Annotated in this window: 28 protein-coding genes; 22 read left to right on the forward strand and 6 right to left on the reverse strand. The window is 41.6% G+C overall.

Annotated features, from left to right (window positions below; all coding sequences use genetic code 11):
• The first annotated feature begins 3 nt into the window (after window positions 1-3).
• The 15 genes from bshA (at window position 4) to ACXAEY_RS09020 (ending at window position 15,067) form a co-directional block, all read left to right on the forward strand.
• A complete protein-coding gene (gene bshA, locus ACXAEY_RS08950) occupies window positions 4-1,140 on the forward strand; it encodes an N-acetyl-alpha-D-glucosaminyl L-malate synthase BshA (protein WP_270179030.1) in 1,137 nt (378 codons plus the stop codon).
• Window positions 1,137-2,324 (forward strand): CCA tRNA nucleotidyltransferase, encoded by a 1,188-nt coding sequence (locus tag ACXAEY_RS08955; protein ID WP_474811432.1) that lies wholly within the window; start codon window positions 1,137-1,139, stop codon window positions 2,322-2,324. Before bshA ends, ACXAEY_RS08955 begins: the two co-directional genes overlap by 4 nt.
• Window positions 2,309-3,286, forward strand: coding sequence for a biotin--[acetyl-CoA-carboxylase] ligase (locus ACXAEY_RS08960; RefSeq protein WP_474811434.1), 978 nt, complete (start codon window positions 2,309-2,311; stop codon window positions 3,284-3,286). Before ACXAEY_RS08955 ends, ACXAEY_RS08960 begins: the two co-directional genes overlap by 16 nt.
• A 283-nt stretch (window positions 3,287-3,569) precedes the next feature.
• On the forward strand, window positions 3,570-4,409 hold the full coding sequence (gene panB / locus ACXAEY_RS08965; RefSeq protein WP_474811436.1) for a 3-methyl-2-oxobutanoate hydroxymethyltransferase: 840 nt from the start codon (window positions 3,570-3,572) through the stop codon (window positions 4,407-4,409).
• Window positions 4,406-5,269: a pantoate--beta-alanine ligase gene (panC, locus tag ACXAEY_RS08970; protein ID WP_474811438.1), complete on the forward strand. Its 864-nt coding sequence runs from the start codon at window positions 4,406-4,408 to the stop codon at window positions 5,267-5,269. The genes panB and panC overlap by 4 nt, the downstream gene beginning before the upstream one ends.
• A 5-nt stretch (window positions 5,270-5,274) precedes the next feature.
• A complete protein-coding gene (gene panD / locus ACXAEY_RS08975; RefSeq protein WP_474811440.1) occupies window positions 5,275-5,658 on the forward strand; it encodes an aspartate 1-decarboxylase in 384 nt (127 codons plus the stop codon).
• A gap of 121 nt (window positions 5,659-5,779) precedes the next feature.
• Complete coding sequence (dinG, locus tag ACXAEY_RS08980) at window positions 5,780-8,575, forward strand: ATP-dependent DNA helicase DinG (RefSeq protein WP_474811442.1); 2,796 nt, start codon at window positions 5,780-5,782, stop codon at window positions 8,573-8,575.
• Window positions 8,576-8,615: 40 nt separating this feature from the next.
• A complete protein-coding gene (locus ACXAEY_RS08985) occupies window positions 8,616-9,449 on the forward strand; it encodes a ComEC/Rec2 family competence protein (RefSeq protein ID WP_474811444.1) in 834 nt (277 codons plus the stop codon).
• Window positions 9,450-9,679: 230 nt separating this feature from the next.
• Window positions 9,680-9,850 carry a YpmA family protein gene (locus ACXAEY_RS08990; RefSeq protein ID WP_224877917.1) on the forward strand — a complete coding sequence of 57 codons (171 nt, stop codon included), beginning with the start codon at window positions 9,680-9,682 and terminating at the stop codon, window positions 9,848-9,850.
• 13 nt (window positions 9,851-9,863) lie between these two features.
• The gene (locus ACXAEY_RS08995; protein ID WP_270179022.1) at window positions 9,864-10,349 is read left to right on the forward strand and encodes a cell wall elongation regulator TseB-like domain-containing protein; all 486 of its coding nucleotides are present in this window, start codon (window positions 9,864-9,866) and stop codon (window positions 10,347-10,349) included.
• Between the two features lie 24 nt (window positions 10,350-10,373).
• Window positions 10,374-11,567, forward strand: coding sequence for a pyridoxal phosphate-dependent aminotransferase (locus ACXAEY_RS09000; protein WP_474811447.1), 1,194 nt, complete (start codon window positions 10,374-10,376; stop codon window positions 11,565-11,567).
• A gap of 114 nt (window positions 11,568-11,681) precedes the next feature.
• Complete coding sequence (gene asnS, locus ACXAEY_RS09005) at window positions 11,682-12,974, forward strand: asparagine--tRNA ligase (RefSeq protein ID WP_270179020.1); 1,293 nt, start codon at window positions 11,682-11,684, stop codon at window positions 12,972-12,974.
• 156 nt (window positions 12,975-13,130) lie between these two features.
• Entirely contained in the window at window positions 13,131-13,844 is a 714-nt protein-coding gene (locus tag ACXAEY_RS09010) for a DnaD domain-containing protein (RefSeq protein WP_474811450.1), read from the forward strand.
• Between the two features lie 64 nt (window positions 13,845-13,908).
• Entirely contained in the window at window positions 13,909-14,571 is a 663-nt protein-coding gene (gene nth / locus ACXAEY_RS09015) for an endonuclease III (protein WP_474811452.1), read from the forward strand.
• The gene (locus tag ACXAEY_RS09020; protein WP_270179017.1) at window positions 14,561-15,067 is read left to right on the forward strand and encodes a YpoC family protein; all 507 of its coding nucleotides are present in this window, start codon (window positions 14,561-14,563) and stop codon (window positions 15,065-15,067) included. The genes nth and ACXAEY_RS09020 overlap by 11 nt, the downstream gene beginning before the upstream one ends.
• Window positions 15,068-15,086: 19 nt before the next feature.
• Here the strand turns inward: ACXAEY_RS09020 and ACXAEY_RS09025 are convergent, their stop codons facing one another.
• Both ACXAEY_RS09025 and recU read right to left on the reverse strand, forming a co-directional pair.
• On the reverse strand, window positions 15,087-17,774 hold the full coding sequence (locus ACXAEY_RS09025; RefSeq protein WP_474811454.1) for a PBP1A family penicillin-binding protein: 2,688 nt from the start codon (window positions 17,772-17,774) through the stop codon (window positions 15,087-15,089).
• A gap of 75 nt (window positions 17,775-17,849) precedes the next feature.
• Window positions 17,850-18,458, reverse strand: coding sequence for a Holliday junction resolvase RecU (gene recU, locus ACXAEY_RS09030; RefSeq protein ID WP_474811456.1), 609 nt, complete (start codon window positions 18,456-18,458; stop codon window positions 17,850-17,852).
• Window positions 18,459-18,552: 94 nt separating this feature from the next.
• Between recU and ACXAEY_RS09035 the strand changes: the two genes are divergently transcribed.
• From ACXAEY_RS09035 to ACXAEY_RS09055, 5 genes are all read left to right on the forward strand, one after another.
• Window positions 18,553-19,515 (forward strand): DUF2515 family protein, encoded by a 963-nt coding sequence (locus tag ACXAEY_RS09035; RefSeq protein ID WP_270179014.1) that lies wholly within the window; start codon window positions 18,553-18,555, stop codon window positions 19,513-19,515.
• 334 nt (window positions 19,516-19,849) lie between these two features.
• Entirely contained in the window at window positions 19,850-20,356 is a 507-nt protein-coding gene (locus tag ACXAEY_RS09040; RefSeq protein WP_474811459.1) for a MerR family transcriptional regulator, read from the forward strand.
• Between the two features lie 111 nt (window positions 20,357-20,467).
• Window positions 20,468-20,827 (forward strand): YppE family protein, encoded by a 360-nt coding sequence (locus ACXAEY_RS09045; protein WP_474811461.1) that lies wholly within the window; start codon window positions 20,468-20,470, stop codon window positions 20,825-20,827.
• A 91-nt stretch (window positions 20,828-20,918) separates the two neighbouring features.
• Entirely contained in the window at window positions 20,919-21,167 is a 249-nt protein-coding gene (locus ACXAEY_RS09050; RefSeq protein WP_270179011.1) for a DNA alkylation repair protein, read from the forward strand.
• 54 nt (window positions 21,168-21,221) lie between these two features.
• Complete coding sequence (locus ACXAEY_RS09055) at window positions 21,222-21,725, forward strand: hypothetical protein (RefSeq protein WP_270179010.1); 504 nt, start codon at window positions 21,222-21,224, stop codon at window positions 21,723-21,725.
• A gap of 49 nt (window positions 21,726-21,774) precedes the next feature.
• On the opposite strand, the gene ACXAEY_RS09060 is transcribed toward ACXAEY_RS09055, so the two are convergent.
• A complete protein-coding gene (locus ACXAEY_RS09060; RefSeq protein WP_270179009.1) occupies window positions 21,775-21,978 on the reverse strand; it encodes an alpha/beta-type small acid-soluble spore protein in 204 nt (67 codons plus the stop codon).
• 172 nt (window positions 21,979-22,150) lie between these two features.
• Here ACXAEY_RS09060 and ACXAEY_RS09065 point away from each other — a divergent pair, with 172 nt between their 5' ends.
• The gene (locus ACXAEY_RS09065) at window positions 22,151-22,315 is read left to right on the forward strand and encodes a hypothetical protein (protein ID WP_270179008.1); all 165 of its coding nucleotides are present in this window, start codon (window positions 22,151-22,153) and stop codon (window positions 22,313-22,315) included.
• Window positions 22,316-22,477: 162 nt separating this feature from the next.
• Window positions 22,478-23,680 carry a D-alanyl-D-alanine carboxypeptidase family protein gene (locus ACXAEY_RS09070; protein ID WP_474811465.1) on the forward strand — a complete coding sequence of 401 codons (1,203 nt, stop codon included), beginning with the start codon at window positions 22,478-22,480 and terminating at the stop codon, window positions 23,678-23,680.
• Between the two features lie 48 nt (window positions 23,681-23,728).
• Here the strand turns inward: ACXAEY_RS09070 and ACXAEY_RS09075 are convergent, their stop codons facing one another.
• From ACXAEY_RS09075 to ACXAEY_RS09085, 3 genes are all read right to left on the reverse strand, one after another.
• A complete protein-coding gene (locus ACXAEY_RS09075) occupies window positions 23,729-24,643 on the reverse strand; it encodes an NAD(P)/FAD-dependent oxidoreductase (RefSeq protein WP_474811467.1) in 915 nt (304 codons plus the stop codon).
• A gap of 10 nt (window positions 24,644-24,653) precedes the next feature.
• Complete coding sequence (locus tag ACXAEY_RS09080; RefSeq protein ID WP_270179005.1) at window positions 24,654-25,196, reverse strand: 5' nucleotidase, NT5C type; 543 nt, start codon at window positions 25,194-25,196, stop codon at window positions 24,654-24,656.
• A gap of 455 nt (window positions 25,197-25,651) precedes the next feature.
• A complete protein-coding gene (locus ACXAEY_RS09085) occupies window positions 25,652-25,810 on the reverse strand; it encodes a YjcZ family sporulation protein (protein ID WP_270179004.1) in 159 nt (52 codons plus the stop codon).
• Window positions 25,811-25,911 lie beyond the last annotated feature (101 nt).

Here is a 25,911-nt window from a genome sequence, read left to right on the forward strand (position 1 = left end):
AGAATGAAGTTAAAAATCGGCATCACATGTTATCCGACGGTTGGTGGTTCGGGAGTAATCGCGACTGAGCTCGGAAAAATGCTAGCTGAAAAGGGGCACGAGGTACATTTTATTACGAGCAGCGTCCCGTTTAGGCTCGATACATTTCATCCAAACATATTCTTTCATGAGGTAGAAGTTAATCAATACGCCGTATTCCGTTACCCACCTTATGACCTGACATTAGCAAGTAAAATGGCAGAAGTCATCCAACGTGAGAACCTGGACCTCCTCCACGTTCATTATGCTGTTCCACATGCGGTATGTGCGTTTCTTGCGAAAGAAATGGTTGGAGGCGATGTCAAGATCGTGACAACTCTTCACGGAACAGACATAACAGTGCTTGGCTACGATCCTTCTCTTACACAGCTAATTCGCTTTGGAATCGAGAAATCGGATAGTGTTACGGCGGTTTCTGATGATCTAGTTAGACAAACGCAAGAACTGCTCGAGACAAGTAAACCGATTGAAACCGTTTATAACTTTGTTGATGAAAGAGTTTACTATCCTAAGCGACGTGAAGATTTACGAAAAGGGTATGGTATTAAAGAGGAAGAGAAAGTTATCGTTCACATTTCGAACTTTAGAGGTGTGAAGCGAGTACCAGACGTCATAAAAGTTTTCGATCGTGTTCAAAAGCAGTTACCAGCTAAACTTCTGCTGATAGGCGATGGTCCTGAAATACAAGTTGCCTGTCGCCTAGTAAGTGAACTTGGATTGAATGATAAAGTGAAATTTCTTGGGAAGCAGGAAAACGTTGCTGAAATCCTGTCGATCAGTGATTTAAAATTACTCCTGTCTGAGAAAGAAAGCTTCGGCTTAGTTGCTTTAGAAGCGATGGCTTGTGGAGTTCCTGCAATCGGAACAAACATAGGGGGAATCCCTGAAGTCATTGATCATGAAGTAAATGGATACATTGCTGAGGTAGGGAATATAGACGAAATCGCATCCTATGCTCTCCGACTACTATCAGATCGTGAACTACATCAAAAGTTTAGTGAAGCGTCTCTTAAAGCCGTTCAAAGAAAATTTGCATCGGAGTTAATCTTAGAGCAATACGAATCGCTTTACTATAAAACCATTCAGGAGGAGCTAGTTTGATCCAATTCGAGGGTGAGACTGCTAAGAAGTCTCTTAAAGTGATGAGGACATTGAAGAACGCAGGACATGACGCATATATCGTAGGAGGAGCAGTCCGAGACCTTATATTAGGTTTACCTGTTTCAGATTTCGATCTTGCTTCTTCTGCTCATCCAAATGAGGTGATGAAGCTTTTTGAAAAAGTCATTCCAACTGGCGTTCAACATGGAACGGTAACAGTCATCTTTGAAGATGAACCCTTCGAAGTAACAACGTTCCGTTCAGAGGATAACTACAATGATTTCCGTCATCCTTCCGAAATCACTTTTTTGAATCGTATTGATGAAGACCTCGCGAGAAGAGACTTCACGATGAACAGTATGGCGATTGGAGAAAATGGTGAAGTTGTGGATCCGTTCGGTGGAAGAGAAGACTTAAAACGCGGAGTGATTCGTACAGTAGGTGATCCAGATGAGCGGTTTTCAGAAGATCCTTTGAGAATGTTAAGAGCATTACGATTCTTGAGCGTGTTCTCATTTCGCTTTGAAGAAGAAACCTTAGAGGCTATTAAGAAGAGTGCTCCTTTGTTATCACATATCGCGGTCGAAAGAATGACAGTAGAATTCAACAAGCTTCTCGCGGGACCTGCAGTCGTCAAAGCCCTAAAATTAATCGTAGATACCGGAGTATACGCTTTTTTGCCGGGATTGGCAGATCGGAAAGCGTACTTAGAAAAAGGAATGGATGTAAGTATTTTAGAGTCTAAAGAAGAAAGACTCGCATGGCTTGCAAATGATCATGATGATCCAACTACGTTTTTGAAAGGGTGGCGGCACTCGAACGACGTTCTAAAGAAGGTTAATAAAATTCTTAGTACCATAGAGAAAGTGAAGATCGAAGGATGGAATCGCGAGACCGTATATTTTGCCATTCCATACGAGAAAGAAAGTGAACGTGTCTTAGCTTGTGTGCAAAATCGTGTTCCTACATATGAAAACATCGATCAGATCGCATTAGATCTTCCTATCACTTCTTCTAATGAGCTAGCGGTAACAGGCGAAGATCTTTTATCATGGACCGGACAAAAACCAGGTCCATGGGTAGGAGAAACCCTTGAACGAATTGAGCAAGGGGTACTTAAAGAAGAAATTAAGAATGAGAAAACTAGCATTAAAAGGTGGCTTGAATATTGGCAGACTCAATAAGACAGCGATTGTTGCAAATGCTTGAAGACCATACCGACACATATGTATCAGGACAGATGATCAGTGATTCGTTAAACGTTTCACGAACGGCGATATGGAAACATGTTGCTGAACTAAGAAAGAATGGGTATGAAGTTGAAGCTGTTCAAAAGAAAGGATATCGTATCGTAACGCGTCCGAATTCGCTCTCTAAGGAAGAAATCAGCCTGAAACTCTCTACCGACTTTATCGGTAGAGAGATCCATGCCTATTCTTCTGTTGAAACGACGCAGTTTATTGCCCATAACTTAGCACATAGCGGGATACAAGATGGAGCGATCGTCGTTGCTGACGAGCAAACAAAAGGCAAAGGAAGATTAGGAAGATCATGGCATTCCCCAAAAGGCAGTGGCATTTGGACAAGCATCATCTTGCGACCGAAGTTACCGCCTCAGCGCGCACCTCAATTTACTTTGATCGCTGCGGTAAGTGTTGTTCAAGCAATCAAGAAACAAACCGGCTTGGAAGCTGAAATAAAGTGGCCGAACGATATTTTGATAAATGGCAAGAAAATCGTTGGTATTCTAACAGAACTCCAGGCAGAAGCGGATCAAATCAAGTCGGTGATCATTGGAATGGGAATCAATGTAAATGCAGATGAAACAGATTTTCCAACAGATTTGACAACAGCAACTTCGTTGAAAATCGAAAGCGGTGACGATGTTAATCGTGCAGCACTACTCGCAGCGATTTTGAATGAGCTTGAAGTACTTTATACCGAGTATATGGAAAATGGCTTCCGTATGATCAAGCTTTTATGGGAAAGCTATGCGATCAGTCTTGGAAGAAAAATCAAAGCAAGAACGTTAAACGGGGTTATCGAAGGATTAGCGAAAGGGATTACAGAAGAAGGCGTTTTGTTGTTAGAATCGAGTGACGGCAAGACGCACCACATCTATTCAGCTGATATTGAAATCTGCTGATTCCTTTCCACAAACGTAAGATAATCTGCTATACTACAGGTGTAAGGGCGGTATCTTCTTTAAGAACCGCACCGTTTTATGAGTGAACAAAAAATATTCTGCCTTGATCCGTAGCGGACTGGGACAGAGGGATGAAACCGATATGTAACCTCCTGGATGTTGGAGTGTTGCGGTATGCCTGTGTGCATTCTCAGGCCGATTAGGGTACCCCTGTCAACCGTTAACCTCTTCCAGGAGTTTTTTTGTACGGTTTTAGTTTCCTCTAGAAAAGGAGGAGAAAGAATTGAAAACAACGAGTGATTTCAAAAAGATGAAGCAAAACAATGACCCAATCGCCATGTTAACTGCGTATGATTATCCTTCAGCAAAACTTGCAGAGGAAGCTGGAATCGACCTTTTATTAGTAGGAGACTCCGTTGGTATGGTCGTCCTTGGCTATGATTCTACTGTTCCTGTAACGATGGATGATATGGTTCTCCATACAAAGGCCGTTAATAGAGGCGCCCGTCATACGTTTATTGTAAGCGATTTACCGTTTCTCACGTACCATAGTTCGCCTAGTGAAACGTTAGCTCATGCAGGAAGATTGATGCAAGAAGCAGGAGCGCATGCCGTAAAGCTCGAAGGCGCAGGAGATGTTATCACGCATATCGAGAAACTAACCACGGCAGGAGTACCGGTAATGGGTCATCTTGGACTAACGCCGCAATCTGTTGGCGTATTAGGTGGTTATAAAGTGCAAGCGCGAGGAAGCGAGGAAGCAGCCAAGCTGCTCGATGATGCAAAGGCGATCGAACGTGCTGGTGCATTTGCACTCGTCCTTGAATGCGTACCACAGCAATTAACGGAAATCGTGAAGACAGAGCTTACGATTCCGGTGATAGGAATAGGAGCAGGTGTCCAAGCAGACGGTCAAGTGCTCGTATACCATGATTTAGTCGGTTACGGAAGTGGGCACGTGCCTAAGTTTGTGAAACAGTACGCCGAGATAGGTGAGACCGTATCGAATTCGATCACGTCCTATATAGATGATGTTAAAAAGCAATCATTTCCAGAACAAAAGCACTCATTTAACATGAAGGAAGAACAGCTCGCTGCGATTTATGGAGGTGAGAAGTCGTGAAGATCATATCCTCAATAAAAGACATGCAACTAGAAGCGAAAAAACAAATGAAGCTAGGCAATACGATCGGGTTTGTCCCTACGATGGGGTTTCTTCATGAAGGTCACACGAGTTTAGTTAAAAGAGCTAGAGAAGAGGATGACATCGTTGTGATGAGCGTATTTGTTAATCCACTTCAATTTGGACCAAACGAAGACTTCGACAGGTATCCAAGGGACATTAAACGAGATGAAGAGCTAGCAAGAGAAGCTGGCGTGGACATATTATTTTATCCGCATGTTCGTGAGATGTACCCTGAGGACCGGACGACAACGTTAACTGTGAATAAACGAGTTGATACTCTCTGCGGTGAATCAAGACCTGGACATTTTGATGGTGTAGCAACAGTCGTACTAAAGTTATTCCAAATCGTTTTACCAGATCGTGCTTATTTTGGATTAAAAGATGCACAGCAAGTCGCTGTTATCAAAGGATTAGTAGAAGACTTCAATGTACCTGTTGAAATCGTCCCTTGTCCCATCGTAAGAGAAGTGGATGGTCTTGCAAAAAGTTCACGGAACGTCTATTTAACACCATCAGAGCGAACGGATGCATCCGAGCTCTCAAATAGTTTAGTAAGAGCAAAAGAATCGATCAGGAATGGTGAAACTAGCGCAAGTAAAATCAAACGATTAGTTGAGGAGATGCTTCAACAGACCGTTGGAGAGATCGATTATGTAGAAGTGCTTTCTTATCCAGGTTTAAAGCCGATCGAAGCGATCGATGAAGATATCATCGTAGCTGTAGCTGTTCAGTTTTCTGCAGCAAGACTGATCGATAATGTGATCGTAACTAGAAGTGAAATCCCGATAGGAGTGTAATCAGCATGTTTTTGACGATGATGAAGGGCAAGATCCACAGAGCCCGCGTAACGGAAGCCAACCTAAATTATGTTGGGAGTATAACGATCGATGAGGATATTATCGATGCTGTGGGGATGTACCCGAATGAAAAGGTTCAAATCGTAAATAATAACAATGGTGCAAGGCTCGAAACGTACATTATCCCAGGGGAAAGAGGTTCTGGCGTCGTATGCCTTAATGGAGCGGCAGCACGACTCGTGCAACCAGGTGATGTTATCATAATCGTTGCCTATGCGATGATGAGTGAAGAAGAAGCTAAACAGTTCACACCTCGTGTGGCGATCATGAACGATCGAAATGAAATCGTAGATATGATCAGTGCGGAACCTGCTTCAACCATCCTATAGGTATAAAAGCTCTGGTAAACGTTCCAGAGCTTTTCTTTTTCAAAATTATTTTCCGTTCGACTTAAAAAGTGATAAAGTTATACAGGTGAGAGTAAGGTTTGAAGCAACTGGAGTGAAAAGAATGAACCGCTATACAGTTATTGATTTTGAAACAACGGGAAATTCTCCGAAAAATGGAGATCGAATCATACAGATCGGCTTGGTTGTTATAGAAGATGGAACCATCGTGGACCGATATTCGTCCTATGTGAACCCAGAACAGCCTCTTCCATCATTTATACAGCAGTTGACTGGGATTTCTGACGAAGATGTTAAAGACGCTCCACTTTTTGATGAAGTAGCTCCTGAGCTGCTAAAACGACTTGATGGGGCTTATTTTGTTGCGCACAATGTTAGATTTGATTTGAACTTTATGAACGCAGAGCTTGATGAAAGTGGATACGAGCCTTTTGATGGTCCGATTCTGGATACTGTAGAGCTCGCAAGAATCTTCCTTCCACAAGCAGAAGCTTATAAATTGTCGTGGTTAGCCGACCACCTTGAAATCGTTCACGACAACCCGCATCAGGCGGATAGTGATGCAGAGGTGACAGGAGAACTTCTGAAGTACTTATTTCATAAACTCGAATCTCTTCCAGTCGTCACGTTAAAACAGCTAGCTGAACTTAGTCCAAGACTCTTAAGTGACATGGAAACCATTCTTCAGGAATTAATAGAAACGAAAGAGAAAGCGATTGAGCCTGAAGGGGAGTTTGAAATCTTTCGCGATATTGCGTTAAAGAGGCAAGTAGAGGTTCAAGAAGCCGAACCATTAAAAGAACCGATCCCATTTGATGAGATTCAACAAAATCTAGCTACGACCATGGCAACGATCATACCTGGTTATGAAACACGTGATGGGCAGAACGACATGATGAGAAGTGTAGCAGATGCTTTTGATACAAATCATCATGTACTGATCGAAGCAGGAACGGGTATCGGCAAATCGCTTGGCTACCTTTTGCCAGGTGTGTCTCATGCGAAAAACACGAATAAACCAGTCGTCGTAAGTACGCATACGATTCAACTTCAGGAGCAATTGCTTCAAAGAGATATTCCGTTCTTAAAAGAAATCTTACCGTTTGATTTTAAAGCAACGGTTTTAAAGGGTAGAAGCAACTATCTTGATATGACGAGGTTTGAACAACAGCTTTTTCAATTCGAAGAGAATAACTATGACACCATCTTAACGAAAGCTCAAATACTTGTCTGGCTGCTTGAGACGGACTATGGAGATGTAGAGGAACTAAACCTTTCGAGCGGTGGAAAGTTATTTTGGCAACAAATAAAGAGCGATGCAACTGTATCAGCAAATCACCGTTCACCATGGTTTTCAAGAGATTTTTATCACCGCAGAAAACGGTTAGCCATGAATGCTGATCTTATCATCACGAACCACGCTCTTCTCTTCAGTGATTTGATCAATGATCATCAGCTCTTACCAGCGTATCAACAAGCCATCATCGATGAAGCTCATCATCTTGAGGATATCGCTACTGAGTTCTTTGGAGTGAAAACCGATTACTTTTCGATTCTACAAGGCTTCGTAAGAATGGGTCTGAAAGACGGAGATGGTCTTTATGGAAAAACGGTGAGTATCCTTAAAGACATCGGTGTTGAACTTGATGAGATCACATCAGATATCGATGCATACGTTAAAACGATACTGTCTGATTTAGATGAGCTCTTTAGAATGCTGCATCGGTATGTGCAGAAGAATATCAACCGTTCGAATGAAATCGGTCGCTTAAGTTATAGACTTACTGATGAAAAGGGCTCAGCCTGGGATGCGATCCAGGAAGCAGCACATCGGCTCGTCTTTTACTTAAAAGACCTCGATAAATTGTTAGTGAAGATCGAAAAAGAATTAGATCTTAATGAAGACGACTTAACGCGAGAGCAAATCAATGCTGCTGCAGATTTCAAAGGCCTGCATGCTTCCGTATTGGAAGAGCTTGCGAAGATCGATTATTTATTGCTACAAGATCAGTCGAATGACGTTAAATGGGTAGAGATCGATCCGAAAGGTGCGATCAACTCAGCTTTTCTATTCAGTCGGCCTGTTGAGGTAGGCGAACTGTTATCACAAGAATACTTTGGGAAAAAGAAGAGTATTCTTCTTACTTCTGCAACGCTAACCGTTCGAAATTCATTCGACTTTATCATTAAGAGGCTTGGACTGGATGAGTATGGACCTAAGACGTATCGTTACGAATCACCGTTCGATTATTCTGAACAAGCCAGGTTGATGATTCCAACGAACCTTCCAATGATTAAAGATGTCTCTGACTATGAATTCGTGGATCACATTACAGCCGCGATTTTAAAAATAGCAAGAGTCACTAGAGGAAGGATGCTTGTGCTATTCACCTCGTACGACATGCTCAGAAAAGCTCACCTAAGGATGAAAGAGCTTATGCAGCATGACGACTTAACGTTGATCAGTCAAGGCGTCGATAGCGGTAGTCGCGTTCGATTAACGAAGAACTTTAAAGAAAGTGACGATGCGATTCTTTTTGGAACGAGCAGCTTCTGGGAAGGTGTCGATATTCCTGGTGAAGATCTAAGTTGCCTGATCATCGTTCGGTTGCCGTTTTCGCCTCCAGACAATCCTGTATTTCAGGCAAGGTCTGAGAAACTAAAACATTCTGGAGGAAATCCTTTCATGGAACTTTCCTTACCTGAAGCCATCATACGATTTAAGCAGGGGTTCGGTCGTCTAGTGCGGTCTCAAAAGGACAGAGGAGCGGTTTTTGTGTTCGATAAGAGGATCGTCTCAACAAGATATGGCCGCTTGTTCGTAAAATCTTTACCTGACGTACCGATGATAAAGGGGAGTGTAGAAGAGCTTGTGAACGAACTCGACCTCTGGTTATAAATCATGATTTTTTCACACACTACTTTCAGGGGGTAGTGTGATGAAAAGATCAATGATGTTTCTCTTTTTATTCTTGGTTCTATCTGTAAATACAGCTGGTTCAAATGCACCGATCCAATCAGTAGATTTGAATTTAGAAAACCAGGAAATCGCTGTGACGTTCTTTGATTTAACTGTAGGTGAAGCAATCCTCGTTCAGGATCCGATCGGAGGGACCGTCCTGATCAATACAGGAAGTTCTGCTTCAGAAGAAGAGCTGATCGACCGTCTTCAAATGTATCAAGTGAAGGAAATAGAAGAGATCTGGTTAACGAATGCGGACGAAGCCTATTCTGGCAATATCAATTCCTTACTTAGGTATTTTAATGTAAAGAAAATCATTGCTCCTGAACGCCTCGTCGATTCATTGATTCAAGAAATTCCTTCTCAAACGAAGGTAGGTAACTTGAATGTGGAGGAAAAGGTAGAAATCGTAGAAGGTGCATCAATCGATATCATCGATATATCTAAGGCAGGAGTTACTACATTTATGCTATCCTTAGGTAGTCAAGACTTATTGTTTATGGGTGAAACCAATCGCGAGCTTGAGGAAGAGATAGTAGCTTCTGGAAGAACTGCAGAAGTATTAAAAGTGGCGAATTTTGGAAGTGATATCGGAACGACCTCTCAGTTTCTAGATGCGATCAACCCACAGATGGCTGTTATTTTTCGTCATAAAAAAATCGACATCAGTGAAGCCATTCTCGAACGACTCAGTGAAAATTGGACAGAAGTGTATTATCCATATCGCATTGGGAGTGTGACCATTCGGATGCAGCTCGATGGTTATGATGTGATCACCATTCCTACGAAGACGACTCCACAGAGCCATTGAAGAATAAGTATTGCAAAAATCATCAACTTATTTAAAAATAAGGTTAGGTTGTTTGTAAAACGTAAAAGCCTGCGTTAAAACGCAGGCAATCGTTGGATAGTGGGGCGTGTATTACGGTTTGCACCGTTCCCGCTTTTGCGGTACTTTTAGTTTGTCACGAAGAATCTAAACTATAAGTAGCAAATATTTGCGTTGATGGAATATCCAAACTATATAGGGAGATGACACGAGTGGAGAGTAATATCGAAGTATTATCGACAGTAAAAGTAACAAAGTCTCTTGATATTTATAAAATCGTCGATGCGTTGAATCGCACATTAAAAGAGAGAGATCTAATGTTCGGACTGGCACTCGACGAAGAGGATCAGGAAAAGATGGTATTTACAATATATCGTACATAAATAGGGTGTTCGTATGCGAATTTTGGGGATTATATTAGTTTTAGTTCTAGGTTTAGTGATCTGGCAAGGGGTGTCTTTTTATCAATCGATTTTGGAAAGTCCTAATAAGCTTGAAGAAAAAGCCAAAGGTGCTGTAGGGTTAAGCGAAGTGGACGAAACGATCCATTATCATGGAACGAACGGCGCGTACGTTGTTTTTAAAGGCAAGAATGAAGACGGTGAGGCTGTCTATACATGGGTACCTGAGAAAAAGGGATCCCCTGTCACAAAGAAAGAAGATGAAGGTGTTGCTTCAAACGTTGTAAAATCGAATCTGAACGATCGATTTTCACCGACTGAGATAATAAGTATCAAACCTGGAATCGAAGTGAACCAGGATGGTCAAGAAGTGCTTGTTTGGGAAGCGACGTTTGTTGACGATCAGGATCGCTATACGTTTGCATACTACTATTTCAGTAACGGTGAATACTGGCGCTCGAGGAGCATCAGACAAAGTTAATGAACCTGAAGGAGGAAGAGTGAGATGAAACTATCTAACAGAGTGGCGGCATTGACGCCTTCTGCCACACTAGAGATTACCGCGAAAGCGAAAGCATTGAAAGAAGAAGGTCATGATGTGATTGGCCTTGGAGCTGGTGAGCCTGATTTTAATACACCAGAACATATTCTATCTGCTGCTGAGAAAGCAATGAATGATGGACTTACAAAGTATACGCCCTCAGGTGGAATTCTTCCCCTTAAGAAAAGCATCATAAGTAAATTTAAAAAAGATCAGGACATATCGTACACACCAGAAGAAGTCATCGTCTGTACAGGTGCAAAGCACGCTTTGTATACATTGTTTCAAGTTATTCTAGATGAAGGGGATGAAGTGATCATTCCGACCCCATATTGGGTAAGCTACCCTGAGCAAGTGAAACTTGCTGGTGGGAAGCCGGTTTATGTAGAAGGAAAAGAAGAGAACGAATTCAAGGTGTCGGTTGAACAGCTACAAGAAGTCGTGACTTCAAATACGCAGGCAATCGTAATCAATTCGCCATCAAACCCGACTGGATCCATCTATTCAAGAGAAGAGCTAGAGGCGATCGGTGCATTCTGCCTTGAACATGATATTCTTATCATCTCTGATGAGATTTACGAAAAGCTTGTATATGAAGGTGCGAAACATACATCTATTGCTCAGCTTTCAGACGAGTTAAAAGAGCAAACGGTCGTGATCAACGGTGTTTCGAAATCTCATTCGATGACAGGTTGGAGAATTGGATATGCAACAGGAAACAAACAGATTATCAAAGCGATGACGAACCTTGCTAGTCACTCTACTTCTAATCCAACGTCTATTTCTCAGTATGCAGCTCTTGCCGCTTATGAAGGAACGCAAGAACCTGTTGAGACGATGAACAAAGCATTCGAAGAGCGACTCAATATCGTCCATGAACGGTTGAGTGACATCCCAGGGTTCACATGTGTCAAACCAAAAGGTGCATTTTATCTTTTCCCGAATGCAAAGGAAGCTGCTAGAATGACTGGATTCGATTCAGTCGATGCATTTGTTAAAGGGTTATTGGAAGAAGAAAAAGTAGCGCTCGTTCCTGGGTCTGGGTTCGGATCACCAGATAATGTGCGTCTTTCGTACGCAACGTCATTGGATGTTATCCTTGAAGCGATCACGCGTATCGAACGCTTCGTGAAGTCAAAACAAACGTCTGCTGTCTAATGTTGTTCCACACGCTTAGGACAGGTATAATACAAAGTGATGATGAAAAAGAGGCTATGGAATAACAAAGTGTTTAGCCCGCACGTTTTTATATAAGTTGGAGGGAAATAAGTAGTGAAAACGACGATTTCAAACGTAAGTAAAAAAGTCGAACAAACAGTTACGATCGGAGCTTGGCTACATAACAAGCGTTCTAGTGGAAAGATTCAGTTCTTACAGCTTCGAGATGGAACTGGATTTATTCAAGGCGTTATGGTAAAGAAAGAAGTCTCAGAAGAAGCGTGGGAAGCTGCTAAAGGACTTACCCAAGAATCTTCTGTATGGGTTACTGGAATCGTTAGAGAAGACGATCGTTCACAATCCGGGTATGAATTAACAGTAACGGATATCGAACTGATTCATGAAGCTGTCGATTATCCGATCACACCGAAAGAGCATGGAACAGAATTCCTAATGGACAACCGTCATCTTTGGATTCGTTCACAGCGTCAGAATGCGATCCTTCGTATTCGTAACGAAATCATTCGAGCAACTTACCAATTTTACAATGAGAATGGGTTTGTGAAAATCGATCCTCCAATTCTTACAGGTAGCTCAGCTGAAGGGACAACAGATCTCTTCCATACAAAATATTTTGAAGAGGATGCGTATCTTTCTCAAAGCGGTCAGCTCTACATGGAAGCAGCTGCGATGGCGTTCGGCCGAGTTTTCTCATTCGGACCTACGTTCCGTGCAGAAAAATCAAAAACACGTCGCCATTTGATCGAGTTCTGGATGATTGAACCTGAGATGGCATTTATGGACCACGAAGAAAGTCTTGAAGTACAGGAACAGTATGTGAGCTTCCTCGTGAAGTCTGTTCTAGAAAACTGTCAGATCGAGCTAAAGACACTTGGTCGTGATGTATCCAAGCTAGAAGCGATTCAAGCGCCATTCCCTCGTATTTCTTATGACGATGCGATTTCTCTATTGAAGGAAAAAGGATTTACAGATATCGAGTGGGGAGAAGACTTCGGTGCACCACACGAGACAGCAATCGCAGAAAGCTTTGAAAAACCTGTGTTCATAACGAACTATCCAAAGGATATCAAAGCATTCTATATGAAACCTGATCCAGAACGCGAAGAAGTTGTGCTTTGTGCTGACTTGATCGCTCCTGAAGGGTATGGAGAAATTATTGGTGGAAGTCAGCGAATCGATGACCTTGCTCTTATGGAGAAGCGTTATGAAGAGCATGGCTTAACTGACGATGCTTACAAATGGTATTTAGAACTACGTAAATATGGATCTGTTCCACATTCAGGCTTTGGACTAGGTCTTGAGCGAACAGTAGCTTGGCTCTCAGGCGTCGAGCATGTTCGTGAGACGATTCCATTCCCTAGACTTTTAAACAGATTGTATCCATGATAAACTAGCAAAGGGACGCTTCTTTCATATTTGAAAGGAGCGTCTTTATATGAAGTGGTTGCCGAATTTTTTCAACGTTTTAAGGGAACGAAACCAAGGGTTTTCACCCCATCACAAAATGCCGGCATGCTATAATGAAAGGTAGAGGTGGATGGGATGAAGAAAGAACACATTATTGAATTGTTAAACGGGGGACATGTATCCATACCGAGGCTCTTATTAACTCATTATTCAACTGTAGGACTTCATGAAGAAGACTGCTTCTTTTTGATCAAGTTACATGCCTTTATCGAACATGGTAATTCATTTCCTACCCCTGAAGAACTTTCAGCAGAAATGACGTATACCCCACAAACGTGTATGGATAAGATTCAACAACTCATGCAAAAAGGTGTTTTAACAATCGATGAACATCGAGATAAAGAAAAAGGCTATTATTCAGAAGCCTATTCGCTGCTCCCATTATGGGAACGAATTTTTACGAAATTAGAGCAACAAGAAGCGGAATCGAAAGCTGAAAAAAATGCTCAAAACGAAGAAAGTTTGTATACTCTTTTTGAACGTGAGTTTGCGAGGCCTCTATCACCTATCGAATGTGAAACACTTTCCATGTGGATCGATGGAGATAAGCATGATCCTGAACTTATAAAAGCTGCTCTAAAAGAATCCGTTCTTGCTGGAAAATTAAACTTCAGATACATCGATCGCATTTTGTTCGAATGGAAACGGAATAACGTTCAAACGATCGATCAGGCAAGGGCGTACGGAGAGAAGTTCAGAAAGCATCAATACGATAAGAAAACATCATCACCGAAATCTGACAATAGATCGAATACAAGTGCTCCGATATATAATTGGCTCGGAAAATAAAGATAAGGTGGGGAAACGGGAGCGAACCTCCCGTTTTTTTATATGAATGGAAGGATGGATATCGTTGTTAACAAAGCCACAGATTCGTACTGTATTAGATTCCATGGGAGAAATGTTTCCAGATGCACACTGTGAGCTTCATCATACGACACCGTTTGAGCTTGCGATTGCGGTCGTACTATCGGCACAGTGTACGGATGCTTTAGTAAATAAAGTAACGCCAGGCCTTTTTGAGAAATACAAGCAGCCTGAGGATTACGTGGATGTCGAGTTAGAGGAATTAGAAAGTGATATTCGGAGAATAGGGCTTTTTAGGAACAAAGCAAAAAATATCAAAAAGCTGGCTCGAATGGTGATCGAGGAATATGGTGGACAGCTTCCACAAGATCGAGATGAACTAATGTTGCTACCAGGAGTAGGCAGGAAAACGGCAAATGTCATCGCTTCAGTTGCCTTTGACCTGCCAGCGATAGCGGTTGATACTCATGTTGAGAGAGTTAGTAAGCGTCTTGGGATTTGTCGCTGGAAAGATTCCGTTCTTGAAGTGGAAAAGACGTTGATGAGAAAAATACCAAAAGATGAATGGTCCATCTCTCATCACCGTTTCATTTTCTTCGGAAGATATCACTGTAGAGCTCAATCACCTAAATGTGAAATTTGTCCCTTACTAGATTTATGTAGAGAAGGGCAAAAACGAATGAAAAAGGTTGCACGGAATGGAAAGTAAAGGTCTTCCTAAAGCCATTCATCACCCTTTATTCTTTGCTGATTCTGACTGGCATGAAGAGATAAAACATACCACCAAACGAAACCCTTTCTTTTATGAAGTGCAGGAGTTTCTCGGACAGAAAGACGAGCGACCATGGGATTCCCCTACATCGCATCTCAAGGAGTATTTCGAGCAATGGAAAGACGTTGAAGAAACGATAAGAGCTTTCTTCTCAAGCAGAAAGAAAAAAGAAGCGAGCATCGAGATGGTTTTTCAAATTGGCTACTTGATGGAAGCTTTATTTTGGCTGAATGGAAGAAGAGCGTTGGCAGGGGAGTGGCAGGCAACGATTCGTTCCCTTGAAATCTCACCGATCAATGGGGCAGAACGCTTAAACTATGTGATCGATCATTATGATCATTACACGTCTTTTGTACAATTACGAGAACTTATTCATGACCTTCATAAAAAGTGGATGAAAAATGAAGCCATAAAGAAAAGCCAATCGGATTAAAAACCGATTGGCTTCTTTTTTAGTTATTTCCAGGTATGAGGTCAGAAAGGGAAGATGAATCGTCTTCAGGCTTTCGGCTCTCACTATCATCTGATTGACCATTGCCTTGGCCACCATTGTTTCCGCTGCCGTTACCTCCGCCATTTCCGCCTTGGTTCCCATTACCTTGTTCGTTACCGGAACCTTCGTTGGAACCTTCATTAGATCCTTCATTACCTTCGCTGCCAGAGTCATTTCCAGAGCCATTGCCTTCGCCTTCGTTGCCCTGGCCTTCACCGTCTCCATCGCCTTCGCCTTCGTTTTCACCTTCACCTTCGCCGTTTTCTTCATTTTCTTCTTCTTCAGGTTCAGGCTCTTCCTGAGCAGGAACAGTGACTGACGTTTGTGCAGGCTTAGATGTGACACCTGTATCAGAAACGATTGCCGTTACTTTAAACGTAAATTCGCTTCCAGCTGATACGTTGTCGATTGAAACGGCCGTATTGCTCGACTCTGAAATCGTTGCATACTCTCCGCCATCGACGCTCATTTCTACTTTGTACGTGTAGTCTTTATCTCCGCCAGGTTTCCAAGAAACTGAAATGCTGTTCGATGCTTCATCGTATTGAGCAGATAAGTCTTTTACACCTTCAGGCTGTTGATATTTATCAGACGTTTTCTCTGGTGTATTACCTTTTACAAATAGTTCATAAACGATCTGGTCTTTTGGTGTGTAATCACTAGGGAGTAATCCCGTTTCTTTTTCTACACCAACTTGGACAACAGAATCAGGTTTTTTAAAGTCAGCAGTCTCGACACCTTGAGAAACTCGTTGCATGATTTCTCTAAAGAGAATTTTGGACGTATCGTCTTCTCCTTTGCCAGAATCAAGGTAATGGCTATTAGGAGAGTTAAACCCAGTCCAAACGGCCATCGAGTACTCTGTTGTATATCCTGCAAACCATGCGTCCCTTGTGATTCCTGAAGTCGGGAACCCTTTCGATTCGACAACGTCTTGAGGATGGTTCGTCGTACCGGTTTTTCCTGCTAAAGGTAAACCGGAAATGTTTGCATCCGTACCCGTTCCGCTTTTCACAACTGTCTTCAGCATATCTGTGATCATATATGCCGTGTAATCATTCATCGCTTTAACGGATTCTGGCTCGAGGTTAATTTCTCGACCGTCTGGGAACACAACTTTTCTTACTGTGTGCGGTTTGTTGTAGTTACCGTTGTTTCCAAATGCAGCATAAGCTCCTGCCATTTCGAGTGGGGAGGAACCGAATGTACCGATCGCTGCAGTTGGAACCATGTCAGATTCTTTAAGGCCTAGCCCAAGTTTATTAGCGAACTCTAGAGAAGGCCCTTCGCCAACTTCAGTAAACGTGTTGACTGCAGGGACGTTGTAAGACCACTGCAACGCTTTTCTCATCGATACTTGACCGCGATATTTACGGTCCCAGTTTCGAATGTTTGCGCCATTTATTTCTAGCTTCTCATCCTTAATCGATCGACCAGTCGACCATTGCATGTTGTCGATTGCAGGACCGTAAGAGATGATCGGTTTCGCTGTAGATCCTGTTTGCAGATTGTCTGTCGTCGCGTAAGGAATGACGCTTTCGTCTTTACGCGTTTCGCCGATCGCACGAACAGAGCCTGACTTCGTATCGAGCAGAACAAGACCTGATCTCATGTTTTCGTTCGTATAGTTGTAGTTTTCGATCACATCATTCGTAATTTCTTGTGCATTCGTGTCTAGCGTAGTATGAATCGTTAAACCGCCAGAATAAATATCTTTCTCAGATATATCTTCTCTTTCTTGCAATTCTTTCACAACACGATCGATGAACACTTTATACTGCTCAGTGGATTTGTCGTTGTTACTTTGAACGACCATGTCACTTACTTTTATCGCACTATATTTCTTAGCTTCTTCTGCTGTGATCACACCTTGCTTTTTCATCAAGCTAAGCACAGTGTTACGACGTTCTTCTGCGACTTCAGGGTGATCGAACGGGTCGTAAGCTGTCGGACGCTGAGGTAGTCCAGCAAGTAGTGCTGCTTCTCCTGGAGTCAGCTCATCTTGAGTGATGTTCTTATCAAAATAAGTTTCTGCTGCATCAACAACGCCCCATGCGCCGTTCCCAAAATAGATTTTGTTCAAATACATTTCAAGAATTTGATCTTTCGTATACTGTTGTTCCAACTTGATGGATAAGTAAGCTTCTTGAACTTTTCGTTCCAATGATTTCTCTGAAGTTAAAAGGGAGTTTTTGATCACTTGCTGTGTGATCGTACTCGCACCCTCTGCACCAAATCCGTCTTTAACGTTTGCGAGAACTGCTCCCCCTATACGACGAGGATCGATACCAAAGTGGTCATAAAAACGCGTATCTTCAACAGAAACAAATGCGTTTTTAAGAATATCAGGAATTTCATCTATCTTCGCCACTTCACGAGATTTGCTTCCAGCGAGCGTTTGCACTTCTTCATCATTACGGTCTAGAATCACAGAAGATTGTGGGTTGGCTAACGCTTCTGGATCCAATTCCGGTGCATTGTTGATGTATGCGACCGCTGTGATTCCTCCTATGGTTATCCCGATGAGAAGTAACACAACGAGTGATAGAAGTACTTTTTTAAACGTTCCTTTTTTTCCTTTTTTCTTTTTACTTTCTTTTGGGTTTTTCATTTTACGTCTTTCTTGACGAGAGTTATATTCACTCATGCATATTCCTGCCTTTCAAACCAATACTCTTTATAGGATTCGATACAATCCCGTATTTTATGAATGCGCTAAATTCTAGCTTTGATTGAAATACATTTTATCAATAATCTTCATATAGTCAATGCGTGGTTGGAACGTATAGGGGATCTTGATCCCGTCCTTCTCAATGTCTTCTTTTTTAATCGATTTTCTACCGCCATTTTTCATTTCGGTCCAGTGTTGAAACAAATGTGTGGCATCATAGAAGAATACCTCATCAGATGTTGAGAAACGCAAAATAATGAAACAGATTCCTGATTGTTCAATCACCTGTTTCATGTGTGAAATTTGATGCTCGTGAAAGTTATTCAATGGGAAAGAGGTTTTATTCTTCGTTTCTTTCGCTTCAAAGTCGATATACCTTCCTTTGTAGACACCATTATAATCCGTCGTGGAAGCCTGCTTAAAATAGGCTTCTTTGATAACTGCAGCACTCCGTTTTGGATAATCAACGTTTACAATTTGCACAGGAGTCGGCTTTTTATGAATAACTGCCTTACCGACCGAGAGATAATAAGTATTGCTCTTGTTAATGTCTTCTTCAAGGGTCATTCCTCGATTGCTGTAAGACTTTTGTTTCTGACTCGCAAGCTGATTCTGAGCCGAAGGGACATACGGCTTTCCGTTCGGATATCGAATCGGCAACATAACCATCCTTTCTGTAGAAGCTACTTCAACTATTCTACTCTAATTATAACGTCTTGCACGACTAAAATGTTTCAAGCAGGTGAAAAAAAGATTGAAAGCAAAGAGGGAGTTAAACGAAAAAGAAATCTTAGAAATTAAGAAACTTGTAGCGGAAGGAAATACGGATAATATTTCACGTACCGTATTTTACGAGAGATTTTTTAGAAGTCATCCCGAGATAAAGTGGGCTTTCTTGGCGTCGATGGTGTCTAGAAATGCAGGGTGGAGCATGGCTGATCTTAAAGGCGAATGGTTTCCGAAAATTATCTCACAGGAAAAGATAGCAGCCCTTTTGCTTACATATGAACGAGCGAACTGGACGATCTTCGAGGACGCTTTTCCACAGTTAGTTTTATATGCATTGAGCAAGCAGTATCGATGCTCGATGATGTCATATTTAAATGATTTTCATGTTTCGCGTTTTATGCAACAAGAGTGGGAGACGTTTTTTACAACTAGAGACGAAGAACGCTTGATGAGAGCTTTGATCATCAACGAGCAGCATGTTATAGAGAAACCGGTTCTTTTGCATCACTCTCTTCAGAAAAAGGTGTTTCATTCGTTTCTATTCAACGTCCAGGAATGGTTCCACTACAGTACAGTTCTTTTTCCCACTAGAAGAGGTCAATTATACGGGCTGACTGTTAAGGGTTTTCGACATACGAAAAATAGAGTGGAACTAGGCAAGAAATTAGCTAAACTGTTGTTCCATCCTGACTATTTTCACCTGTTCTATGACTTTTCGACACACACACCTCCAACAGGTAATCGCTATGATTATGAGAAATACATGGGAAAAGAGAAAGAAGGGCGCATGCTGAGAGAAGTTTTACCGATCATCACACATCACCAGCGGGAAAAAGTCGAATGGTTTACAAGTAGAAGAACCGTCGCGAAGATGTTGAGAAAAGAAGTAGAGCTTAACCCATTCGATCTTACGGATTGGTATGAAAAGAAAAGAAGTCAGATCAAAATCGTGGTAGAGCTTGAAAATGTCATAAAACCTAGGGGATGATCCCCTAGGTTTTAAGTTGAAGGACGGTTGGGTCCTTCTAATTTTTTGTTGCCATATCCAGGTCTTGTTTCCTCTTGTGAAGGCTGTGCGTTTCTTGCAGGTTTTTGCAACTTGCGTTTTTTTGTCATGTCACTACACCTCCTGTCATTTAGTTTGAGCAGAAGTTACAAAATCATTCTGCAGAGTGTCGAAAAAGTTCCGCTTTATCAGTAAAACACTACCTTTGCCGAAACGCTTCTAGTTTTGTCATTGAAGAAGGCGTTTTCAAGTATAGGACGAATTATACAATTACAAAACAGGCGGAAGCCTTCATTAACAGAAGGGATGGGATTTCATGTTGTTAAAAACAAAGCAGGTTTCTGATCAACTTGGTGTGAATCCTACTACTGTTCAAAGATGGGTTAAGTACTTTGATTTAGAGTGTGATAAAAACGAGCTAGGTCACTTTTTATTTAGCGAGGAGACGATTGAAAAGCTGAAGCATATTCAGGAGGAGCTGCGCAGCGGACAATCGATGGAAGGGATCAAAATGACAGATACAGAAGATGGTGCGAAGAAGTCTGCTCCTAAAATGGTATCTCAGGAAAAGTTTGAGCAACGGCTCGATCGATTCTCCGTACGCCTTGAACAACTTGAAAGGCAGTTAGAAGAAAAAGCAAACGAAGTGATCACCGTACAAGTTCTTCAGCACCGCGCAGAGTTAGATGAACTACTTAAGAAAGTGACTCGTATCGAAGAGAAGTTGATGGAACTTGAAGAACATACGTCTATTCAGGAAGCAGTAGGCCAGTCGACAGGAAAAGTGAAGCGTCCCTGGATCATGAGTTTATTTAGTTTCTAATAAGGAGCTAAATCAATATGCTGGCCTTATGTCCATCTTGGATATAAGGTTTTTTGTTTGTGATTGAAAGCGGCTTTGTGTGTTAGGATAGATAAGATGGGAGTGACTGTCATGAATCAGAATTTAATTTCTCTAACAAAACAATTGATGGAAATAACTGAAGAAGCGAGGCTGCAATACGTCAATCGGACGCAACTCGAAACGTATGAAGTGGATTTTTATGGAGAAGTAAAGCCATTCGCTGACCGTGCCTTAGCTATATTGAAAGAGTGGGAACCACTAGCAAGGGAATGGGTAATGGAAAATAAGCCAAAATACCTCTATCCGATTCAAATAAAAAATACGTATGAAAACCTCGAAATGGTTTCTGTCATTGCCTGGCAAAAAGATACAGGTCCAAAAAAGTTTAATGAGAGAGTACAATCGATCGAATATGTTCTTGAGAAACTGATCGAACAAGCAGATGAGTAACTTCATCTGTATGTTATAAAAATTTCACGTACTGTATTAATTGTATATTATTCCTAATTTCATGGATACTAATGAAAAAGGGAGTGACAGCATGACAGCTTACTTATGTCCGAGATGTAAAACGAATCGTTCGAGGTTTAACAAACTAGAGCAAAAGGTGACGTCAGTCAAAATGGACCCAGAAACGGGAGAAGTAGTATCTGTAATGGAAGAAGGAGCTATGGACCCTTTTCACATGGAATATAAAGGACCAGAGTATCGCATTCAGTGTGCAACGTGTGGTGAAATTGGAGACGAAGAAACATTTGTTCAATTTGCGCGATCGCACCCAAGAGGGTAATTGAGATACGCCTCCCAAAATCATGGTATAGTAGGTAGACTGGGAGGTTAGGATATGTTCGATCCAACAATTTATGAAAACGTAAAAGTTGTCCTTGAAGGTGAGTTATACGATCGAGATCTAGACGGTGAAATCACGATAGCGAATCGTAGTGACCTTGTCGATCTCGCAACTCTATCAAGGACTTATATCGTAAGCTTCGAAGAAAACTCAACTGTTTTGAGTACGATCAATCTTCATGCGAGCCTTGAAAGTTTTAGTGCAGAGCAGCTTGAGCTCGATCATATCATGCCTGGGTGTGAATTGAAGCTATGTTTTGATCTAACGATGAGTAAAGAATCTAAGTGTGATGAGATTTACAAGATAATCAAAGAAATATGGGGAGATCGTCCATATGTTAATCAAACGCTATCTTATAAATATCGTCAGGAAGCAACGATTACGAACCGAGTCGAATTAGAATTCAATCGAAAAATAAACGAAGATCAAATAAGTGATCTCACTACCATTGTCGATTATACCATTCGAACTGCAGCAGAGTTATCGACTATAAAGTGAAAAAGGCGGATAGCATCCGCCTTTTTCTATCCATACTTTTCAGTTGATGTTAGTACTTTCCGCCGCCAAGCTGTTGTTCAGCCATTTGGACAAGACGCTTTGTGATTTCTCCTCCAACAGAACCGTTAGAACGAGAAGTGGAGTCAGGACCAAGCTGTACGCCAAATTCTCTTGCAATTTCATACTTCATTGAATCTAAAGCTTGTTGTACACCAGGGACTACCAAGTTATTTGAGCTATTGTTATTTGCCATGTTGTACACCTCCTTGCACCTTATCATGTACTTAGCGGCCTGAGGTTATCCAAAAATAAAAATGGTAGATAATGGTGTATTAAGAATAATATTTTGAATATTCAAAGGATTTTAACGAATTGGAGTCGAATAGTACATACTAGCTTGGTAACAGCATATTGGAGGGAAAAACATGGATCGGTTCATTCGAAAATCAGGTATTTATCAAAACCTTGAAAAACGAAGGTGGGAATATTGGCTCGTATTGACTGAAGAAAATAAGATTCTCGTTTCCTGGCTATGTTGGACAGCTCCTCAAGAGATCTATGAGCAGTGGAAGCTATCGAATGTATCTTGAAAGGGTAAAACTGATTTTAATTTAAAAATTTTAACACAATGATTGTTGTTCGCGTTCAAGTGTTTCTTTTATAATGGTATAGGTGAGTCTATTGTACTAGACAGTGGATGAGTCGAGTGTACGAACTCTTTTTAATACCATTTTAAAGAAAGAGGAGCTCCTATGATCGCAAAACAATGGTGGTTAATACTATTTGCCTTAACATTACTATTTAGTGTTTTTCCACAAACTACCTTAGCAGAAGAACCAAACATAACAAGTGAGACAGCAATACTTATCGATGGAAAAACAGGTCAAATTTTATATGAGAAAAACAGCGGTCAAGTCATGTACCCAGCTAGTATCACTAAGATCGTGACAGCGATCCTTGCTATCGAGTCTGGAAACTTAAATGATTCTGTAGAAGTTAGCAGCGAGGCTCGGCAAGTTGATGGAACGAGAGTGTACCTAGCTGAGGGAGAAACGGTTCCTTTAGAAAAGCTCGTTAAAGGGATGATGGTCAACTCAGGTAACGATGCTGCTGTGGCGATTGCGGAGCATTTAAGTGGCAGTGTCGATGCATTTGCTGATGAAATGAATGCATTCGTTAAGGATGAGTTAAACCTTCAAGATACGAATTTTACGAATCCACATGGACTATTCAATGAAGAGCACGTAACGACAGCAAAAGATATGGCAAGAATTACTCAATATGCGATGCAGAACGATGAGTACCGTTCGATCGCCTCCTTAAAAGAGATGGAATGGAGTGGCGAAGAATGGGATACGACGCTTATCAATCATCATCGCTTGCTGTTAGATCATGATTACGTTACAGGTGGAAAAAATGGCTATGTCTCAAAGTCTGGATTCACACTCGTAACGAGTGCTGAACAAGATGAACGTGAATTGATCGCTGTAACGATGAAAGCGAATAGTAGCAATACAGCCTACCAAGATACACTTAAGCTGCTCAACTACGGCTTCAATGCATTTACTCCAGTGGTGTATGAAGAAGGAAAGAAAATCGGAACGATCGGCGATACAGATTACATGCTATCGAAAGAATTAACACTTTTGAGAAACAACGATGAAGAAGTCGAATTAACGATTACGGACGAGGGTGTCATGGAATCTAGTATAGGTTCGATCACCTCGTTATTAGATTCATCGCTCTTATCGGCGAAGTCTCTTAACGATTCCTCAACGCCTGTTGCTGATGTCGAGACTTCAGTCAATAAAACGAGTGGTGAGGAATCCACAAGTAATGAGTGGCTGAATCTTGCCATACTAGTCATCGGAATCGGGATGTTTATGGTTATCTTACTTGCTTTGATCTTGAGCAAGAAATCTTCTCACCGTAGAAGATCACGATCGTTTCCTTAATCGCATCGAAAAAGCCTGCAGTGCTACCTGCAGGCTTTTTCATATCGTTCACGTTGTACTTTCTAAATACAGAGATAAGCTTTTTACAGCGGTCATGCCCTGACCTGTAGCAGACGATATACTCGACAATAGAGGCCGTGTACAAACATCGCCTACCGCATAAACGAAAGGTAACGATGTCTGACCCGTCTTATCGCACACAAGATAGCCTTCTTCATCTGTTTCTAAACTGTCTAAGAAAAGATGTGTGTTTGGTTCTACACCAATTCTAATAAAAATACCGTCTACTTGACTCTCATACGATCGTTCCTTCCTGTCATAGAACAATTGCTTATTCGAGCTATCGATCTTTGTCACCACCGCATCTGTTAAGACGTCGATCGAAGGGTGTGCTAATACCGGATCCCGAAATTCATTTCTAGCCCTAAACGTAGTGGAGCGATGAATCAATTGAACAGTCGCACCTGCTTCTGCAAGAAGAAGAGCACCTTCAAAAGCTCGATCGCCACCTCCGATGACTGCTACTTTCTTTCCCTTAAAGCGATCTCGGTCTCTCGTCGCAGAATACACTTCATTTCGGTCGATCATTTCCTGCTCGCCAGGTATGCTGAGCTTCTTAGGAGATGAACCTGTCGCGATAACTAATGATTGAAAGGCGTATGTGTGAGAAGTTGTATGCAATAATTTGTTGATAAAATCAATCTTTTCGATCGCCACATCCGTACTTAGCTCGCAGCCTAGAGTTTTTACGTGGTCGACTAATTGTTCTTGTAGTGCAACACCACTTTCCAACATGACAGCTGGATAATCAATGATTTTATTGTTGATCGAAAGGAGCTGCCCTCCTAGTTCATTATTGGATTCTAACAACACATGATCCAGTCCTAAGCGCTTTGCCCATATAGCTGCAGAAATCCCTGCAGGTCCTCCTCCGATTATGATGAGATCTTTTTTTTGGAGCAACTTTTTTTCCTCACTTTCTAACAGAAAGCCAATTCTCGAATTCAAGCCAACTTTTTACACGCGGAACGTCAACATCTTTGTTGTACGGGTAATCCATGGCGATCGCCGTTCTACCAGTGTTTCGAAATGCTTCAAGGTTGTGGGGGGCATCGTCTAGTAGCAAGTCTCCGCGAATCATCTCTTTACGATGTGTAAAGATTAGGTTTCTCTTACCGATAAAGGGAAGGTGCTTTTCAACCCATAATTCTTTTTCAGTGTATGCGTATGTACGGCTACTCGTAACGATCAAGAGCTCATAGCGTGAAGATAACCTCTCAAGCACTTCGATTGCGTTCGGGAGAGGAGTCAAAGAAAGAAACAAGCCTGGCTCGTCCAGATAATCATATATCTTTACACCACATTCTTCTTTAACGTAATCCTCTGATCTCCAGCATTTTAGCTTTTCAACATTTAAATTATCTTCGTAGTCACGGTTGTAGCGTTTATGCCATTCAGTCATTAAATCGCATATAACTGAATCCATATCGATCAATAACGTATTCAAACTTTTCACTTCCTTATACCTCGTTCTCATTTATCATATCAGTCCTTTGTATACCTTACAATTTATATAAAAAAGACAGGAAGTAATCCTGTCTTCCAGATCGTTGAAAGCTTAAAAAGTTGCGCTCCCTATAACGTAGGAGTTTGAATCCCTCTTGCTTTCCTGTGGACGAACGCTTGAGCCTCAAATCGGACAAGAACGGTCCGCTCTGAGTCTCAAACGCCCGTTGGACCACTGGAGTCAAGAGGGATTCACTCCTACTAGAATTCATTCTTACAAACGTTAAACTTTCCGACCAATTATGTTATGACATGTTTCTACTGTCATTTTGAGTCAGTTCATTCTTTGATTTACAAGTGGATAAATTATTTATGCGGAAAGAGATCGTCTTGGAGCGTTTAACGAATTTCTCTTAAGACTTTCGCTACAATCTAAAAAGACAGGAGCGAATCCTGTCTTCTTCCTTAATATTTCACAAAAGCTGCGCCAACGATGATGAGTAAGATAAACAGCACGACGATTAAGGCAAAGCCGCTGCCGTTGTTACAACAATAGTAAGGCATACTTGCTCCTGCCACCTGGTTGTATGGCTCATTTGGATATGGTGCATTTCCATAATTCATAGTTGTGATCCCCCTTAGTATCTCTTGCCCTATCACTATATGTATCCGTCTATAAATGATGTGGGCAAGAGCGGAGGGAAGGGGCAGTTTTTAGAAAAGTA

The organism is Anaerobacillus sp. ABA4_114 (assembly GCF_056159065.1).